13 protein-coding genes are annotated in these 18,798 nt (G+C 63.1%); 1 reads left to right on the forward strand and 12 read right to left on the reverse strand.

Features of this window, described 5'->3' with window-relative positions; genetic code table 11:
* Positions 1-24: 24 nt before the first annotated feature.
* Positions 25-1,131, forward strand: a complete 1,107-nt coding sequence (locus DM992_RS17175; RefSeq protein ID WP_111017685.1) for a glycosyltransferase — start codon at positions 25-27, stop codon at positions 1,129-1,131.
* A 95-nt stretch (positions 1,132-1,226) separates the two neighbouring features.
* Here the strand turns inward: DM992_RS17175 and DM992_RS17180 are convergent, their stop codons facing one another.
* From DM992_RS17180 to DM992_RS17235, 12 genes are all read right to left on the reverse strand, one after another.
* A complete protein-coding gene (locus DM992_RS17180; protein WP_111017686.1) occupies positions 1,227-3,110 on the reverse strand; it encodes a nucleoside-diphosphate sugar epimerase/dehydratase in 1,884 nt (627 codons plus the stop codon).
* A gap of 12 nt (positions 3,111-3,122) precedes the next feature.
* The gene (locus tag DM992_RS17185) at positions 3,123-4,139 is read right to left on the reverse strand and encodes a glycosyltransferase family 4 protein (protein ID WP_111017687.1); all 1,017 of its coding nucleotides are present in this window, start codon (positions 4,137-4,139) and stop codon (positions 3,123-3,125) included.
* A 5-nt stretch (positions 4,140-4,144) separates the two neighbouring features.
* Positions 4,145-5,110, reverse strand: a complete 966-nt coding sequence (locus DM992_RS17190) for an SDR family oxidoreductase (protein WP_111017688.1) — start codon at positions 5,108-5,110, stop codon at positions 4,145-4,147.
* A gap of 475 nt (positions 5,111-5,585) precedes the next feature.
* Complete coding sequence (locus DM992_RS17195) at positions 5,586-6,776, reverse strand: glycosyltransferase (protein ID WP_111017689.1); 1,191 nt, start codon at positions 6,774-6,776, stop codon at positions 5,586-5,588.
* Positions 6,773-7,849 (reverse strand): glycosyltransferase family 1 protein, encoded by a 1,077-nt coding sequence (locus tag DM992_RS17200; protein ID WP_111017690.1) that lies wholly within the window; start codon positions 7,847-7,849, stop codon positions 6,773-6,775. Before DM992_RS17200 ends, DM992_RS17195 begins: the two co-directional genes overlap by 4 nt.
* Before the next feature lie 247 nt (positions 7,850-8,096).
* Positions 8,097-9,014, reverse strand: coding sequence for an NAD-dependent epimerase/dehydratase family protein (locus tag DM992_RS17205; RefSeq protein ID WP_111017691.1), 918 nt, complete (start codon positions 9,012-9,014; stop codon positions 8,097-8,099).
* Positions 8,992-10,032 (reverse strand): GDP-mannose 4,6-dehydratase, encoded by a 1,041-nt coding sequence (gmd, locus tag DM992_RS17210; RefSeq protein WP_111017692.1) that lies wholly within the window; start codon positions 10,030-10,032, stop codon positions 8,992-8,994. The genes DM992_RS17205 and gmd overlap by 23 nt, the downstream gene beginning before the upstream one ends.
* Positions 10,033-10,044: 12 nt before the next feature.
* Positions 10,045-13,770, reverse strand: coding sequence for a glycosyltransferase (locus tag DM992_RS17215; protein WP_111017693.1), 3,726 nt, complete (start codon positions 13,768-13,770; stop codon positions 10,045-10,047).
* Positions 13,770-15,161, reverse strand: coding sequence for a class I SAM-dependent methyltransferase (locus DM992_RS17220; RefSeq protein ID WP_111017694.1), 1,392 nt, complete (start codon positions 15,159-15,161; stop codon positions 13,770-13,772). The genes DM992_RS17215 and DM992_RS17220 overlap by 1 nt, the downstream gene beginning before the upstream one ends.
* Positions 15,161-16,381 (reverse strand): ABC transporter ATP-binding protein, encoded by a 1,221-nt coding sequence (locus DM992_RS17225; protein ID WP_111017695.1) that lies wholly within the window; start codon positions 16,379-16,381, stop codon positions 15,161-15,163. The genes DM992_RS17220 and DM992_RS17225 overlap by 1 nt, the downstream gene beginning before the upstream one ends.
* Complete coding sequence (locus tag DM992_RS17230) at positions 16,381-17,175, reverse strand: ABC transporter permease (protein WP_111017696.1); 795 nt, start codon at positions 17,173-17,175, stop codon at positions 16,381-16,383. The genes DM992_RS17225 and DM992_RS17230 overlap by 1 nt, the downstream gene beginning before the upstream one ends.
* The gene (locus DM992_RS17235; protein WP_111017697.1) at positions 17,175-18,623 is read right to left on the reverse strand and encodes a mannose-1-phosphate guanylyltransferase/mannose-6-phosphate isomerase; all 1,449 of its coding nucleotides are present in this window, start codon (positions 18,621-18,623) and stop codon (positions 17,175-17,177) included. The genes DM992_RS17230 and DM992_RS17235 overlap by 1 nt, the downstream gene beginning before the upstream one ends.
* Positions 18,624-18,798: the final 175 nt, after the last annotated feature.

Below are 18,798 nucleotides of genomic sequence, written 5' to 3' on the forward strand. Positions count from 1 at the left end.
GCTGTCCATTTTTCGAGCGATCCCATGCTCAGCTTCGCGTCCGGCTTCATCGTCTCCCTGCTCGTCACGCTGTTCATCGTGCGCTACGCGCACCTTCACGAGAAGTTCTCGGTCGACAGCGACCTGGCCGGCGTGCAGAAATTCCACGTGCGGCCCGTGCCGCGGGTCGGAGGCATCGGGATCCTCGCCGGGGTCGTCATTGCCGCGCTGATCCTGTCGCGGCGCTACCCGACGATCGCCGGCAGCATTCTCGGGATCGCCGCATGCGGAATGCCGGCGTTCCTGTCAGGGCTCGTCGAGGACCTGACCAAGCGCGTGTCGCCGCGCGCGCGGCTGCTGTGCACGATGGGCGCGGCCGCGCTGGCGTTCTGGCTGATGGGCATCGCGGTCAAGCGCATCAGCGTGCCGCCGCTCGATTTCCTGCTCGGCTACGTGGCCATCTCGGCGTTCATCACGGTGCTCGCGGTCGCGGCGCTCGCCAACGCGATCAACATCATCGACGGCTTCAACGGACTCGCGTCGATGGTCAGCTTCATGATGTTCGCGTCGCTCGCGTATGTCGCGTTCCATGTCAACGACCCGGTCGTGATGTCCGCGTCGATCATCATGATGGGCGCCGTGCTCGGCTTTTTCCTGTGGAATTTCCCCGCCGGGCTGATCTTTCTCGGTGACGGCGGCGCGTATTTCATCGGATTCATGCTCGCGGAACTCGCGATCATGCTCGTGATGCGCAATCGCGAAGTGTCGGCGTGGTATCCGGTGCTGCTGTTCATGTATCCGATCTTCGAGACGTGCTTCTCGATCTACCGGAAGAAGTTCATCCGCGGGATGTCGCCTGGGATTCCGGATGGCGTGCACCTGCACATGCTGGTGTACAAGCGGTTGATGCGGTGGGCGGTCGGCACCAAGCATGCGCACGACCTCACGCGCCGCAACTCGCTGACGTCGCCGTACCTGTGGCTGCTGTGCCTCGTCGCGGTGATTCCGGCGACGCTGTTCTGGCGGCATACGGTGCATCTGTTCGTTTTTGTCGTGCTGTTCGCGCTGACGTATGTGTGGCTTTATATCAGCATCGTGCGGTTCAGGGCGCCGAGGTGGATGGTGGTGCGCAAGCACCGGCGCAGCCACTGAGCAGCACGCCGGCGTCCGGACAGTAAAAAGCGCCCCGCAGGGCGCGTTTCTTTTCGTCGTTGCCGGGCCGTACGGCTCACGCCGCTCTCGCCGCGTCACTCGTTCGATACGGCACGCACCGACGGTACGCTCTGCAACGTCGGCGCAACCGCCGTCTGATATTCCGGCACCCAGCGCCGCAAATCGCGCCGCACCTCGTCGTCGCTCAGTACGCGGTGCTGCATCAGCCACGGCAGCAATTCATCGAGCAGGTTGTCCGGCACTTCGCGCGCGCGTGCGATCCGCAGTTTCGGATGAGGCGTGCGCGTCGTCGCCTCGTCGTCCGCGAGCAGCTCCTCGTAGAGCTTCTCGCCGGGCCGCAGCCCGGTGAACTCGATGCGGATCTGTTCTTCCGAGAAACCGTACAGGCGGATCAGGTCGCGCGCGAGATCGACGATCTTCACCGGCTCGCCCATGTCGAGAATGAAGATCTCGCCGCCATGCCCCATGCTCGACGCCTGCAGCACGAGTTGCGACGCTTCCGGGATCGTCATGAAGAAACGCGTGATCTCCGGGTGCGTGACCGTTACCGGGCCGCCCTTCGCGATCTGCTGCTGGAACTTCGGGATCACGCTGCCCGCGCTGCCTAGCACGTTGCCGAAGCGCACGGTCTCGAACTGCGTGCGCCCGCTCGTCTGCTGCAACGCCTGGCAAGCCATTTCGGCCAGACGCTTGCTCGCGCCCATCACGTTGGTCGGATTGACGGCCTTGTCGGTCGAGATCAGCACGAAGTGACGCACGTCGTGGCGGATCGCCGCGCGAGCCACGCGATACGTGCCGAGCACGTTGTTGCGCAGCGCCTGCCATGCGTTGTGCTCCTCCATCAGCGGCACGTGCTTGTAGGCGGCTGCATGGAACACGATATGCGGTGCATGGCGCGACATCACCTGGTCGAGCAGCAGCGAGTCCTTCGCATCGCCGATGATCGGCAGGACCGGCAGGTCGGGGAAGCGCTCGCGCAGTTCCTCGGTCAGCCGGTACATCGCGTATTCGGACAGGTCGAACGCGACGAGTTGCGCCGGCGCGAAGCGCAGGATTTGCCGGCAGAGTTCCGAGCCGATCGAGCCGCCCGCCCCCGTCACCATCACGACACGGCCGCGCAGCAGCGCCTCGACGTGCGGCGTGTCGATCGTCACGGCGTCGCGGCCGAGCAGATCCTCGAGATCGATGTTCCGTACCTGCGACAGGAAGCCCTGCCCCGGCATCAGCGCGGTGAGCGAAGGCAGCACCATCGCCTTCACGCCGGCCCGTACGCACAGCGTCGCGACGCGGCGCTGCGTTTCGACCGATGCGGACGGAATTGCGATGATCGCGTACTCGACCTTCATTGCGTCGGTCCAGTGCTTCAGGTCGTTGAACGAGCCCAGCACCTTGTAGCCGTAGATTTCACGCCCGTGCTTCGTGACGTCATCGTCGAGCAGGCCGACGAGGCGCCATTCACCGGAGCGCGACAGTTCGCGCGCGAGACTCGCACCGGCCGTGCCGGCGCCGAGCACCAGCACCGGCTTGCCCTTCCCGACCAGGCCGCCGTACAGGTAGTACTCCTTCGTCGCTCGATACAGCGCGCGCGCGCCGCCCATCGCCAGGAACAGCATCAGCGGCGACACGAGCAGTACCGAGCGTGGAATGATCGGAATCGGCTGGAACATCACGGCGCCGATCATCACGATCACGCCGCCGCCGACCACCGCCTTCGCAATGCGCATCAGGTCGGGCAGGCTCGCGAACACCCACAGCCCGCGATACAGGCCGAACCCGTGGAACATCAGCGCGTACACGGGCAGCACCCATGTCAGCGCCATCAGCGCGCCGCTCAGGAAATCATGCGGAACACTGCCATTGAAACGAACGAGATAAGCGAACAACCATGCGGCAACAACCGCTGTCAGGTCGAACAGGAAAGCACTCAGTGACAGCCACGATGCTTTGGATCGCAACATCGGCGGAGAACCTCAAGAGTTGTTTTCGGCGGCCGACTGAAACCGGCGCCAACGCATGTCGATCAACCATCCGAACCATGCCAGGACGCCATACCATGCGACGAACGACAGCCATTGCTGCAGTTCGGTGCGGCCCTTTGCCCACATGGCGACAATTATGCCCATGAGCATGATGAGGTACCAATAAAGAGCGGTCCGACCGTGACTTACGCCCGATCGGACCATCCTTTGATAATAGTGCTCCCGGTGCGCCTGCCAGAACTTTTCTCCGCGTAACAAGCGTCTCAAAAGTGTTACAGATGCGTCAGCTATAAAGGGCGCGAATACCATCTCCGGAAACCAGATCGGCCAGACGTTCGTACGCCAGCCCCAGTAGCCCAGCGCGCCGGCCAGGAATCCGAGCGGAATCGAGCCGGCGTCGCCGAGGAACAGCCTGGCCGGGTGGAAATTGAGCAGAAGAAAGCCCAGCGCCGCACCGGCGACCGCGGCGCCCGCCACGACGAGGTCGGGCGCCCCGTGCGCGCCACCAAGCGCCGCGACCGCGTACCCGCCGAAACCGAACAGCGCCATGCCGCCAGCGAGGCCGTCGGCGCCATCCATGAAGTTGTACAGGTTCGTCAGCCAGACCATCGCGAAGCCCACGCCGGCGAGCAGCCACCAGGGTGCGTCGGCCGGAAAGACGACGATCAGTGCGACGACTGCCGCGAGGTGCGCCGAGAACCGCACGCGAGCCGGCAGCCCGCGCCGGTCGTCGATCTGCGATATCGCGGCCAGCCCCGCGGCGGCAATGGCGATCAGCCACAGTCGCGGCGCCAGCGCCAACAGCGCAACGATGCATACCGGCACGATGCCCCATCCGCCGACGCGCGGCGTCGGCAGCGTATGGAGCGAACGGTCGTTCGGAATATCGGTGGCGAGACGCCATGCGAGGCCGGTCGCGAGCAGCATGCGCAGGATGGCCGTCGATGCGATGGCGGCGACCAGCGCCACCCCGACCGCAGCAGGCCATGTGGAAATCGGGAAATGCATGTCGACTATTGTTGTATATCGCGCGAACGATACCACGCGGCGGTCGCTTCGAGGCCCTGGCGAGTCGTATAGGGCGGATGCCAGTCGAGCACGCGCTTGATTCGGCCGGTATCGAGTTGAAGGCTGCCTGTCAGGCGGTCGATGGCCGCGCGGCGGCCGGTCAGCTTCCCGAGCACGCGCAGCAGCGCAGGAGGTACCGCGATCAGCCGCGCCGGCTTGCCGAGCGCGTCGCCGACCAGACGCAGCAGGCCAGCGACTGATGGTGCGTCGTCGTCGGCGACGTGAAAGCATTCGCCGGCCGCGCGCGGGTCGATTGCGCAACACAGCAGCGCATCGGCGAGGTTGTCGACGAAGACGATGCTGCGGCGCGCTGTAACAGCGCCGAGCGGCAACGGCATCCCGTTCGCGACTGCGTCCATCATCCGCAGGAAGTTGGCACGGACAGTCGGGCCATAGACGAGCGGCGGGCGAACGACGACGACGTCGAGCCCGGCCGACGCGCCGAACTGCGCGAGTTGCCGCTCCGCACGCAGTTTCGAGCGGCCGTATGCATCCTGTGGATCGGGTTCGAAAGCTTCCGACAGCGGCACGCCGCCGTCGCCCTCGCCGACCGCCTTGATGCTGCTCGCGAACACGATGCGGCGTACGCCGTGATTGCGCGCCGCTTCGGCGAGACGCAGGGTGCCAGCGACGTTGGTCGCGTCGAACGCGGCGTCGGGATCGGGCGACTCATCGCGCATCACGTGCACGCGGGCGGCGAGATGGATCACGCAATCGGCGGCTAGATCGGCCGGCCACCCTTCATCAAGGCCGTCGAAATCGGCGGTGCCATGCCCCCATTCGCGTACGCCGTCGATGCAGCCGCCCGGACGCCGTACCAGTGCGGTAACGGTGTGCCCGTCCTGCAGCGCGCGACGGCAAACCGCACGGCCGACGAAGCCGTTCGCGCCGGTGACGACGAGATTAGTCATCGCCACCTCCGACTTTGTCGACTGACGGCTGGGCGAAGCGGCGTGAAACCGCTGGTGGCACCGGCACGCAACGCCGGCCAACACACGCGACCACCTGCACACGGCCGCCGGCTCGGGGAAACAGAAAGGGAGGCGGAAACGAACACGTCAGGATCTCGAAGACAGGGAGCATGCCGATCGCCGGCGCCGTCATCGATCGGCGCCTCGCGACTGACATCCGGCGGCGCATCGAAGCATGCGCGGCCTGCTACAACCACATGGAAAGACAAAGCGATGTTCGGGTTCCGAATCAGATAAAAACCTCGCGCGGCATGGCTCGCGGGACGGCGACTTCGCTACTGTGCAATCCCGCCCGAAGGCCATTGGCTGCCAGTGCCGATGGTGCCCTATGGATGCGCGGCCATTGTAACCTTGCCGGCCGACGGCAACCAAGCCGGGCGCTCGCCGGCGCCGCGCAAATCGGCCGTGCCGCCGCTCAGGCCAGCAACGTACCTACCTTGTCGACGAGCGGCGCGATCATCCGCTCCCACCCGTGCTCGTGCTCGACGAAAGTTCGTGCTCGCGCCGCCATCTCGACCGACGCGGCCTCGTCGGCGACGAGTTGCTCGATGCGCTCGACGAATTCCTCCGGTGTATCCGCAATCAGCAGATCGCGGCCGCTTTCCGCACCCAGGCCCTCGTGGCCCAGCGACGTGGTGACGACAGGCAGCCCGAGCGCCATGTACTCGAGAATCTTGTTCTGCACGCCCGCGCCAATGCGCATCGGGCACACACCGATCGCGCCGTCGGATGCGGCTTGCGCAACCGACTCGACCCGGCCGGTGACGTCGACGCCGTCATAAGCGTGAAATTGTTCGGCCAGTGCTGGCGCGATGGATCCCACGATCCGGAAACGATAATCGGCACGCTTGCGCAGCAACGGCAGTACGGCCTCCGCGAAAAAGTGGCACATGTCCTGGTTCTGGACCGTGCGCATGTCGCCGATGAAAATCACGATCCGGCTCGCCATTCTGCGCGCCGTGTATGGCAGGCCCGACAGGTCCACACCGTTCGAGCACACCATCACCTTCTTGCCCGACTCGCCGGGAAACAAGTAGTCGCGGTCGGTCCTGGAAACCAACACCGACAGGTCAAAGTCATCGACGATCGTGCGCTCGTAGTCGAGCAGGCGTTTCGCCTCGATACCGAACACGCGCGACTTCAGCCCGCGTGCGTTCTTCAACTGCTTCACACGGCTGTAGTTGAGCGAGATCGCGTCGGTCATTTCCAGGATGCGCGGCTTGTCCGACTTGCGTACGTACTCGGCGCAGCGCACCAGATGCACGAATACGCCGTCGTGCGACGGCAGCAATCGCGCCACAGCCGCCACAAACGCGCGACTCCGGTAGTACGCTACCTGCAGCGGCGTGCGCGTGGGCAGCGCGAGCAGCGTATTGATGTACGACCGCCGGCGAGACAGAAAGACCCGTTCGACCCGGTCAAATACGCCATCGTCCGGCAACGCGGCGTGCATCTCTTCGTCGGTCTCGCACATGCTCAGCAGCGTCAGCGAGTAATGACGGGACAGCACACGGCAGAGATGATAGATCCGCAGCTTGTCGCCGCCGATCACCGGATACGGGAACCGGGGCGTCAGCACCAGCAGCTTCTTCTTGTCCCGGCTCATGACAGACGCGCCCAGAAATCCTGAATCGACGGACGAACGGCGGACGCCGAGAATGTGCGCGCGCGGTCCATGCCGGCACCGACCGCCACGTCGAATCTCGTGCTGTCGTCCCATACCCTGCGGATCTGTTCGGCCATGTCTTCCACCGAATAAGGATCGAACTGCAGGCCGCACTCACCAACGATCTCGGGCATCGACGTTGTGTTGCTGCACACGACGGGCGTACCGGACGCCATCGCTTCCAGTAACGGAATCCCGAACCCTTCGAACAACGAAGCAAAGACGAACGCGCGGGCCTGACGGTACTGTTCGCGTAGTTCCTCCCGCGACACATAGCCGAGCAACTCGACGACGCCCGCCAGCCCGAGTGCGTCCGCCCGTCCGAGAAAATGCGCGTGATGATCGGACTTGATCCCGGCGATCCTCAGCCGTGCGTCGTCGCCGAGCGCGGGTCGCGCCACTGCAAAGGCCTGCAGCAGACGATCGACGTTCTTGCTCGGCACCTCTCCCGCCACCGTGAACAGGTACGGCTGGCGCGCGGCCCGGCTCACCGGCAGCGCGAACCAGTCATCCGAAATCATGCACGGAATGACAGGGACATCCGCCTCGCGCAACCCGAACCGCTCCATCAGCTCCCGCTGAGTGAACCGCGAGACGGTCAGCACGGCGTCGGCCCGGCGCACGAGCCGCGGCACCACATGGCGACGGTAGACGCGCCCGACGGTCTGATACAGCGATCGCGCGGGCGGCAGCACATGCCACGGCTTCATGTAGATCAGGTCATGGACGACCGCGATCACCCGCGTGTTGCCCGTGGACCGCAGCGGCCCCGTGTTATACGGGCATAGCAAATAGTCGAGCTTCTGCTCGCGGCACAAGCGAGGCAACTCGACCTGCTCCCACCACGGGAAGAAACCGCGCCCCCTGCTGACGCACGGCCATTCGTCGGCGCTGGCGCCACTTGGCGCCAGGCCCAGCACCGACGCGCTGACCGGCTCCACCAGTTGTCGCGCGAATCGCCCCATGCCGCGGTAATTGCCCACCATCCAGGTGATATCCACCCCCAACTTCACGCGGCGCTCCTCAAAGCAAAACCGCCCATGAACGATGAGGCCAGCACGGATGGGCGTTGCAGACGGCTAACGGTTTCGCCGCAGACGCTGGCCGCACGAACGCTGCCGTTCCGCAAGCGGCATTGCGCAGGCGAGCCGAGCCGCGGCGATACCTCGTCGCGCCCCGCGCGTTCGACGCACTGCGAACGCGCGCACGGTGAACCACACGCACTACGCCGGGTCAGCGCAGCGATGCCGAAACCAACCTTCACCCGCGCCCTCCACCAAACATCCAACGCAGCGTACTCTCGAGCGGTATATCCTCGAGCGGCCCGACTGCGGCTTGCAACCGCGCGCCGTCGCCCTGCAATCGGCGCACCTCGTTCGCACGCACGAAAGCCGGATTGACGCGCACCTCGATCGTATAGCCGGCGATCTGCTCCATCAGCGCGATCACCGACTTCAGCGATACCGCCCGTCCCGAGCAGACGTTGAACACGCCACCGGCGGGCGCGAGTTGCAGGAGACGCCGATACGCATCCACCACGCGGCGCACATCAGAAAAATCGCGCTCGACGTCGATATTGCCGAGTTCGATTACGCGCTCGCCGCGCTGAAAATGACCGACGATCTTCGGCAACAGGAACTGCGGTGATTGGCCAACGCCGGTGTAGTTGAATGGACGTGCGATGATGATCGGCAACTTGTCTTGCCACAGACGCGCCATGTACTCCATTGCCAGCTTGCTAACCGCGTAATCATTCGCCGGATTCGGTTCGACCGCTTCGTCGATGATTTCGACCGCCGCGTTACCATAGATGTTGGCACTGCTGGCCAACAAAACGGCATTCGGACGTTTCCCCTGAGCCGCGAGCGCCTCGAGCAGATTACGCGTGCCGACCACGTTCGTGCGATAGATCGCGTCGGCGTCGCCGTGCGCGACGAACGCGATCGCGGCAAGATGCGCGACCACGTCCGGCTGCACGTCGGCGACGACCTTCGCCAGTTCCGCGCGGTCGCACAGATCCACCCGATACATGTCGGCCCCGGTTGCCTCGGACCCGTGCGCCGTGCCGAACACGCGATAGCCGGCCGCCCTCAGCGACTGCGCCAGATAGTCGCCGGTAAAGCCACCGAGCCCCGTGACCAGCGCCCGCGGCGCGTCAGAACGAGAAGCCGCGTTCATTGCGTCGCAGATCCGCTTCAACCATCATCGCGCACAGCTGCTCGAGCGTCGTCTTCGGCTCCCAGCCCAGCTTCTGCTTCGCCTTCTCCGGATTGCCAATCAGCAGGTCAACCTCGGCCGGACGATGGAACTTCGGATTGACGCGGACGACCGTCTTGCCGGTTGCGACATCGACCGCAACCTCGTTCACGTCGCTGCCCTTGAATTCGAGGTCGACGCCGGTCGCCTTGAACGCCATGCGCACGAAGTCGCGCACGGTTTCGGTACGGTTCGTGGCCAGCACGAACGTATCCGGCTCATCGGCCTGCAGCATGCGCCACATGCCTTCGACATATTCCTTCGCAAAGCCCCAGTCGCGCTTCGCATCCATGTTGCCCAGTTCGAGCACGTCGAGCTGGCCGAGCTTGATCTTCGCGACGGAGTCGGTGATCTTGCGCGTGACGAATTCGCGGCCACGCAGCGGCGACTCGTGATTGAACAGGATCCCGCTGCAGCCGAAGATATCGTAGCTCTCGCGGTAGTTCACCGTAATCCAGTGCGCATACAGCTTCGCCACGCCATACGGGCTGCGCGGATAGAACGGCGTCGATTCGATCTGCGGAATTGCCTGCACCTTGCCGAACATTTCGGACGTGCTTGCCTGGTAGAAGCGAATCTTCGGATTGACGATGCGAATCGCCTCGAGCAGGTTCAGCGGACCGACGCCCGTGATTTCCGCGGTCGTGACTGGCTGGTCGAAGGACACGCCGACGAAGCTCTGCGCCGCGAGATTGTAGACCTCGGTCGCACCGGTCGTCTGCAGCAGGCGGATGCTCGCCGACAGGTCGGTCAGGTCGTATTCGACCAGATGCAGGTTCGGATGCTTGGCGATGCCGAGCTCTTCGATACGCCAGAAATTCACCGAGCTGGTGCGACGATAGGTACCGTAGACCGTGTAGCCCTTGTCGAGCAGGAGTTCGGCGAGATAGGCGCCGTCCTGGCCGGTGATGCCGGTGATGATGGAAATTTTCTTAGACATGATAGACCTGCTTTAGGAACACGCTTCGTTGTGCGTGAGAATTTTTGCCAAATAACGAGCACTCTGCGCCCAGGTCAGGAAAGGCATGCCGCGAGACGAAGGCGCTTGCTGCACCGCTCGAAGCTCCAGCCATGCCCTGATCTCCGTCGCCAGATCGCTCCCTTCCTGCGCGGAAAAATAAAACGCATGCTCGCCGGCCACTTCACGAAACACCGGTAGATCGCGGGCGATGATCGCCAGTCCGTGCTGCGCGGCTTCAATCAGCGGCAAACCAAAACCTTCACCATAGGATGCCGCAATCAGGCACGAGCTCGCACCGTAAATCTTCTCAAGATAACCGTCCGATACGCCTTCCAGCCAGAACAAGTGGCGCCCCTGCTCCGCGTGCGCGCGCAACCTCGCGACCAGATCCTCGACCATCCACCCCTGCCGGCCCACGATCACCAGGTTGACGTCCTGATTCTCGCGCCATAGCCGCTCGAACGCATCCAGAACCTGCACATGGCCCTTGCGCGGCTCGAGGGTCCCGACCATCAGAAACGTCGGGGCGCTACGCAGGTATTGCAGCACTTTATCGCCATCGCGCGGAATCTCCGACGAAGTCGCGAAATTCTCGATATCCGCGCCCAGATGGAACCAGTCGATTTCAAACGACCGCGACCGCTGCGGAATATGCGCATCGAGCCACGTCGACAGATCCGTCGCCACCGCCTTTGAAATGCACAACGCGCCGTCATTTTCCGCTACGACATCGAGCCAGCCCGTAAAGCCGTCCGCGGCACCGGGAACGAAGTATTGCGGAAGCAGCACGCACAACAGATCGTAGACGACAAACTTGACCTGGACACCCTGCAATCGCAGGCTCCGGTAAAACGCCCGCTGCGCGGGCACGACCTGGGGCTGCAGATCCAGACCGACGAACACGTCTCCCGGCGCAAAGTCAATCGGCTCGTCCCACAGCCAGCCGTCCTCGAACCCCATCAGCCGCATCGTGAAATCACGCGCATAGCGATAGGAATCGTTGGTCGTCGCATAAACCGGTTCGACCCGGAAGCCGTCGGGCGGCGAATCCAACCATTCCTTCAGCAGATTGCGGACCACACGCTGAATCCCGCTCCTTGCGTCCACCCGGACGAGCTCGGAAATATCGACCAGCAATTGCCGCTTGTTGTTGCGCGGCACAAAATTCCTCGCGACGGTCAGCGCCCACGCGCGCAACTGGTCGTCGCTTGCCTGGCCAGCCCGGCGCGCGATTGCGCGGGACAGCACGACAGGATTCGCATCGGCCCGAAGATAGAACCGCTCGATGGCATCGCGATACTGTTCGGCGCAGACGTCAGGGGCATGGTCGGTCACGATGATATCCCGTGCATGTGCGCCCATCCGTTGCCGGCGCGCCCCATCCGAACGCAACGTCTCCAATGCGTCGACCAGTTGCTCGTCAGTGAACTCGTCCGGCAGCATCCACACCGCCTCGCGATCCAGATCGGCCATGCTTCCGTTCGCGTTGACGATCGTCGCCTTGCCGAAATTCATGCAGTCCAGCACCGTTCCCGACGTCTCGCCGCGTGACAGCGTCCGCAACTGGACGCCGACATCGACCGCCGCCAGATACTGACGGAACGTCTGCGCATCAGCCCAGCCGGTAATGCGGACCCGGACCTTCTCGCCCATTTGCCGAATGCTGCGCGCGAGTTCCTCACCATACTCGGTCGGCTGGTTTTCTCCGACAAAGACCAGATGACAAGCCGGGTCGCGCGCGAGGGACGAGCGACTCCATGCATTCAGCAAGCGATGATTCAGCTTGGACGGACCCAGCCCCCCGAACGCACACACCACGAAGTCGTTCTTGTCGAATCCCAGCACATCACGCGCGTCGTCACTGCTCGACGCGGTAGTGGCATCGCGCATGTGAGGAATCACGGTCCAGTCGGTCGCATCCCCGCCATACCAATGCCGCGCCAGTCGCAGCGAATTGGGCGAGTGAACGATCAGGCCCAGGCCCTTCTGAATCACGCCCAGGCTGCATGGATACTCCCAGATGACATCCGCGATGTCCTCTTTCTGATGACGGGCTCTGAGGCCGACATAGCCATGAGCGTCATACAGTGCTCTGGACCAGCCGTCGGGGCGATTCCCGTGAATTGCCATGTGCGCGAGGATGCCCGACAGAAAGAAATCGTGAAGCACGACCACGCCCGGTACGGCCTCCAGCAGCGGAAACATGTACTGGTGGAACGACGAGTTCCCGAAATGATAGAGCACCCGGTCATAGGAATCCGCATGCTTGCGCAGCCACGCCGGCGTTTTCACCGAAATATGCTCGGACTGCACGGACGACATGTCTCCCGCTTCATCCGGGTCGACGATGACGTCGATATCGTAAAAACGAGCCAGTTCCGGCAGCAGTTCCGCGCTGTAGTCGGCAATCCCCGTGCGGGCCGGCGGCAACGGCGACACGTAAGCCAGCCGCGGACGTCGCGACTGAACTTCCAGTTCGCGTCGTTCGGCTCGCCACGTCTGAAGCCGTCGCTCCATTGCGTCGAGCGCGCAACGCCCGCTTTTATCCCACGAAAACTTCCCGGCCTGGCGCGTCCCGTGCTCGATCAGTGCCTGACGATAGTCCTCGTCCGTCAAGCCGCGCTGCATGTAGCGCGCAATCTCCTCATCGGATTTGGGATCGAACAGCGCGTCGTTCCATCCAATCACTTCGGGAACACTCGACGTATTCGCGCCGATTACGGGCGCGCCGCAACGCATCGCCTCCAGTACCGGCAATCCGAATCCCTCGTGCCACGATGGAAAAACGAACAATCGGCATAGGTTGTACAGCGCCAGCAGGTCCTCGTCCGGCACGAATCCCGTGCACACGACATCTTCCGCATCCAGTCCGACCTGCCGAGTCAGGCGCGCCAACGCATCACGGCTGGCAGGCTGAATCGAGCAAACGATCGCCAACTGGTGCGACTTTCGCAACGCGGGCGGCAATAACGCGAACGCGCGAATCATGCCTTCGACGTTCTTGCGATGGTCGATACCGCCTGTATACAGCACGAACGGCTTCGTCAGCCCGTATTTGTCCCGCAAGGCCGATTCGCGCTCGGGAGCAATCTGTTCCGGCCGAAACCACGCGTCGACATCGGCAGACATGTTGACCGACCACTCGGGCGAGAGATCGAGATGTTCGATACCCTCCGAGCGCGACGATTCGGATATCGCCAGCCACAGATCGGCGCGTCGAAGATGCTCGATTTTCCCCAGGTACCAATCCTTGAAAAGCGGATTCTCCAGATAAGGCTTGGCATAGAGGTACGGAATCAGGTCATACAGCGTGACCGCGACTGGAACGTTCGTCTGAAGCGCGTGAATGCTGGTAATCGAATCGTCGCCGAAACCTTCGAAGTAGCTGGCGATGTAAATGAAATCCGGCCGCAGGCTCGTCAGAAATGCCTCATAAGTCAGTTCACCTGACTGGCGACGCCACAGGTTGGCTTTATCGACGTAAGCAGCCGGCCCCACTGCATGCCAGACGTGGATGTTGCCCGGCGACAGGATTGCTTCGAATTCCTCACGCAGAATCCGCGCAGACTCTTCGAACGACCCGTTCAGAGCGAGGACAATCTCGTGTTCGCCACGATTCCGGATCATCGCCTTGACGATGGACTCGGTGTAACGCCCCACGCCGCGGTTGCGCGAGTTGAGGCTCTGCGCCCCTTGCATGTCAACAACAATACGCATTATTCAACATTCCCATTTTCGTGCGCGAGGGCAGACTTCAATGCCGTGAACGCTTCGCGCGCGCGGGGCGTCAAACCATCATCATCGACCGGTTTCCTTTGCACCGGTTGAGCAGGCGCGCCAACGATGATCCGGACGAGTCGCTGCTTCACGCCAGGCATCCTGCTCAACACTCGCACGGCCACTCGCCGCAGCCGCGGATTGCGATTGGCGTACGCGACGCCGCGGAACAATGCGCGTCGCACGGCGGATTTGGTGGTGCCTTTCGCGCCACGGGCATACGTTACAACGCTGCGCATCGGCGCCGTGATACGCCACGACGTGCTGTCGTAGACCGCCTGCAATTGCTCGGCAGTGTGCTGCGCTTCGTCATGGACGCGCCCGAGTTCGCCCTGAACCAGGCCCTGCGTGCCGTGGATCTCGCCGATCGCATCTTGGACCTGCCCCAGATCGCCACGAACCTTCCCCAGATCATCCCGAACTTGGCCGACTTCGCCGCGGACCCGTCCAAGCTCGTCGAGAACTTGCCCCAGTTCGCTGCGGGCACGCCTCAGTTCGTCAAGGACCAGGCCCAGTTCGCCATGGACCTGCTCCACTTCGTCGCGGGTCATCCTGATCTGCTCGGCGGTTCGCTCATGCTCCCGCGCCGCCCCTTCCTCGAACCGGGCGGCAAGATCGGCCAGCGCCAGACCGTAGTCGACATTGAACGCTTCGTCGAATGATGCGGCCTCTTCTTCGCTGCAGGATTTCTGCGCGACGATGGCGTAATCCGGGCTGACGCCGCCCAGCACGTCGAGCAGATGGATCCGCGCGTCTTTGTTCTGCAACGCAGGCGCTTCCTGCAATCGAAGCCGCTTGACCCGCGCAAATCCGGCATATTCGCCGACGAAACTCAGCAGATCGGGAGGAATCGGCTGCTTGTGACTCGGGTCCAGATAGAAATTGCAGCCTGCGACGACGATGTTTTCCGGGTTCGGCGTCTCGAGAATCAGCAGCCCGCCGGGTTTCAGTACGCGCAACGCTTCGCTGACGATCTTGCGCACCTGTTCGAAGGACACGTGCTCGACAACGTGAAAAGCCGAAATGAGCGCGTGGCTGTCCGAATCAAGCGCGGCAAGATATTCGATCGCGTCGCCCTGGAATACCGGCAGGCCGCGCTCGCGGCATGCTTCCAGCATATCGGCGTCCAGGTCCACCCCGACCGGGGAAAAACCTGCCTCGGCCATAAGCTCCAGCCATTCGCCGCGACCGCAACCGAGGTCGAAGGTCTTCCCGCCCGGATAGAGCGTCGCGAGTGGCGTAATGAAAGGCAGGTATTTCGCCAGTCGGCCTTTGATCAGTTCCCTCGAACCACGATGCTGATCTTCAAACGCGCGATAAAAACTGTCCACTACGGCAAGCTCCTCACCGTCGTCTGTAGCCACGCCACGCCGACGAAAGTTTCCATCTTCTTGTTGACGACGTTGAATACCAGCGCGCGATCGCGCCACTGGTAGTTGTTCACGACATGGGCGTCCCCCGTGTGCAGCGCCACCGCGACCGAATAACTGCCCACCCCGATGTTGGCAGTGAATTCGAAGTAGAGCTCGACCGACTGGCCCGCATCGAGATCGACCAGCACCTGCTTCAGGTGATATGTGTTCGTTCCGAACACCGTCTGTCCGAGTCGATCCTTGATCATGTACCCGACCACCAGTTCGGGGATCGCTTCGACACAGCGGACCTTGACGCGCAGCGCGACCGGCTGCCCGACGCCAGCAACCTCGATGGGCTGCCCCGATTCGTCCAGCAGATCGACCGCTTCGATCACGGCCTCGCCCGTTCCGGACACGGTCTGCACCGCGCCGCTCTCGAGCTTTTCCTGCCGGACCCCATGATCCTTGCGATCGGCCAGCATCGCGTTGTAGTAATCCATGACCGCTTCGGGCGCCCCTTCCATCTCCAGCCGCCCGGCATTCAGCAGGATCGCGTGATCGCAAATCGCCTGGATCGCGGCCTTGTCGTGCGCGACGATCAGAAGCGTCGTACCTTGCGTGCGAAACTCGCGGATACGATCGAAGCTCTTGTGCTGGAAATACGCATCGCCGACCGACAATGCCTCGTCGACGATCAGCACGTCGGGCCTGCGGGCCGTCGCGACGCTGAACGCAAGACGCACCTGCATGCCGCTCGAATACACGCGCACCGGCTGGTCGATGTATTCGCCAATTTCGGCGAACGCCTCGATTTCCGGCATCAGCGCCAGCAACTCGTCGACGGAATAGCCGAGCAGTTGCCCGGCCATCATGACGTTCTGGCGCCCTGTGAAGTCCGGATGAAAGCCCATCCCGAGTTCCAGCAGCGCTGCGACGCGACCCGTCATCGTCACGCTGCCGACAGTCGGTTGCGTGGTCCCGACGATCATCTTCAGCAACGTGCTCTTGCCCGCGCCGTTGATACCGATGATGCCCAGCGCCTCGCCGGCGCGCACCGTGAAGTTCACATCCTGCAGCACCCAGTGCAGCGTGTGATGCTGCTTGCGGCGCGGGTCCATCCACTCGACGAGACGCGACCAGCGTGTCGGGTACTGCTTGTAGGCCTTGCCCAGATTGCTAACGGTAATGGTGCCCATCAGAGTTCATCCACCATTTCGCCCGCGTGCCTGCGGAACAGACTGAAACCGAGAAGGCACCAGCCAACGCCCAGTGCCGTGACGAACCAGAGTTGCGACCAGTCCGGCCACCGACCCTGCATCATCACGACCTGGAACGACTGGATCAGCGATGCCATCGGGTTGAACTGCATGCCGGCCTGGATCGGCTTGGGCAGGATTTCGATCGAATAGACGATCGGCGTCAGCCAGAACCAGAAATTCAGCACGATATTGAAGAATTGCCCGACGTCGCGGAAGAACACGTTGAGCACGCCGAGCGTGATCCCGAGACCGATCGCGAACAGCGTCAGCAGCATCAGCAACGGAATGATGGCCAGGAACGCGATGCCGGGGAAGTTGCCGGTCAGCACCAGGAACGCGACGAACAACCCGAACACGATCGCGAAATTGACCAACGAGTTGGCGACCACGATCACCGGCAGGCAGAGCCGGGGGAAACTCAGCTTCTTGATCAGGTTCGCGTTTTCGATGAACGAGTTCTGCGCACGGCTGACGACTTCCACAAACATGCCCCAAGGCAACATGCCCGCGCACAGGTGAATGCTGTACGCGAAGCTGTTGTCGACGCCGGGCAACCTCGTATGCATGACCCTCGAAAAGATCACCGTATAGACGACGATCATCGCGAGCGGATTGAGGACGGTCCATGCCGCGCCCAGCAGGGAATTACGGTACTTGGACTGAAATTCCCGCTTGACGCTGCCTAGGATGAAGCCGCGATAGGCCCAAAGGGCTCTCAGCATGCCCAGCATCAAGCCCGCCCGTACACATCTTGGAAACGAACGATGTCGTCTTCTCCCAGGTATTCGCCACTCTGCACCTCGATCATCACGAGATCCAGCACGCCCGGATTCTCGAGGCGGTGCTTGTGGCCGGCAGGAATATAGGTGGACTCGTTGGTCCGGACGAAAATTTCCTGATCCCCGTTGACGACCTTGGCCATCCCGCTCACGACGATCCAGTGCTCGCTGCGGTGGTGGTGCATCTGCAGGCTCAGGCTCCCGCCCGGCTTGACTTCGATACGCTTGATCTTGAACCGCGGCCCTTCTTCCAGCACCGTGTAGGTTCCCCACGGACGGCTCACGGTGCGATGCAGCTTGTAGGCGTCGTGATTGCGTTTCTTCAGGCGGGCGACGACCTGCTTCACATCTTGCGCGCGGTCGGGATGCGCGACCAGCAGTGCGTCCGGCGTATCGATGATCATCAGGTCGGCCACGCCGACCGACGCTACCACGCGATCCTGGGTCTGCACGTACATGTTGCGGCTGTCGACGAAAATCGCATCGCCGACGGCCCGATTGCTGTCCTCGTCCGGCGCAACCAGGTCACGCACTGCGCCCCACGAGCCGATGTCACTCCAGCCGAAGCTGGACGGCACCACCGCCACGTTCGACGAGCGCTCCATCACCGCATAGTCGATCGAGATGTCGGGCATCTTCTCGAACGCTTCGGCGGGAATCTCGAGCATCTGCGTCGACGTCTTGTTGGCTTCCTGCAGCGCTGCCCAGCATGCTTCGGCGGCCGCGGCGACGTCCGGTGCATGACGAGCCATCTCGTCGAGAATGACGCCGGCCTTGAAACAGAACATGCCCGAGTTCCACAGGTAGTTGCCCGCCGCAAGGTACTCGGCCGCCTTCGCCGCATCCGGCTTCTCGACGAAGCGCAGCGCGGCCCGGCCGGCGCCGACCGGCTCCCCTGCCTCGATGTAGCCGAAGCCGGTATCCGGGCTCGTCGGCACGATGCCGAACGTCACCAGCCGGCCCTGTTTCGCCAGTTCGGCCGCACTCGCGACAGCGGCCACGAAGCCTTTCTGGTCCTGCACAAGGTGATCGGCCGCTAGTACCAGCATCAGCGCGTCGCGCCCGTACTTTTCGGCGACATGATGCGCCGCCATCGCCACGGCGGGCGCCGTGTTGCGGCCGGCCGGTTCGAGCATGAATACGCCCGGCCGCTGCTCGCCAAGCGCCGCGCTCGCGAACTCGTCCTTGCTCATGAAGTAGTAGTCGCGGTTAGTAACCGTCAGCAATTCTCCGCACGGCGCATCCTCGCCGCCGCTGACCACTGCGGCGGCGCGACGGTAGGTTTTCAGCAGCAGACTTTCGCCGTCGGCGAGCTTCATGAACGGTTTGGGATGCCCTTCGCGAGACACGGGCCAAAGTCGCGTACCGGCACCACCGGACAGGATGACGGGGATTAACATCACATTCACTCCAGATTTAGTATTCGCTGGCGAAGCCAACGCCTTCGCCACTTACATCCATACACCCGCCGGCGTGGTTGCCAGCCGGTCTTGCGAGACCCGGCCGGGACAGAATTATAGCCGGCACCTCTCCCTCCGAAAACGACGCCCCCCCCGGGACGGCCGCCAGAAAAGG

It is taken from the genome of Burkholderia sp. JP2-270 (assembly GCF_003233675.1).
In the GTDB taxonomy this organism is placed as follows: domain Bacteria; phylum Pseudomonadota; class Gammaproteobacteria; order Burkholderiales; family Burkholderiaceae; genus Burkholderia; species Burkholderia pyrrocinia_C.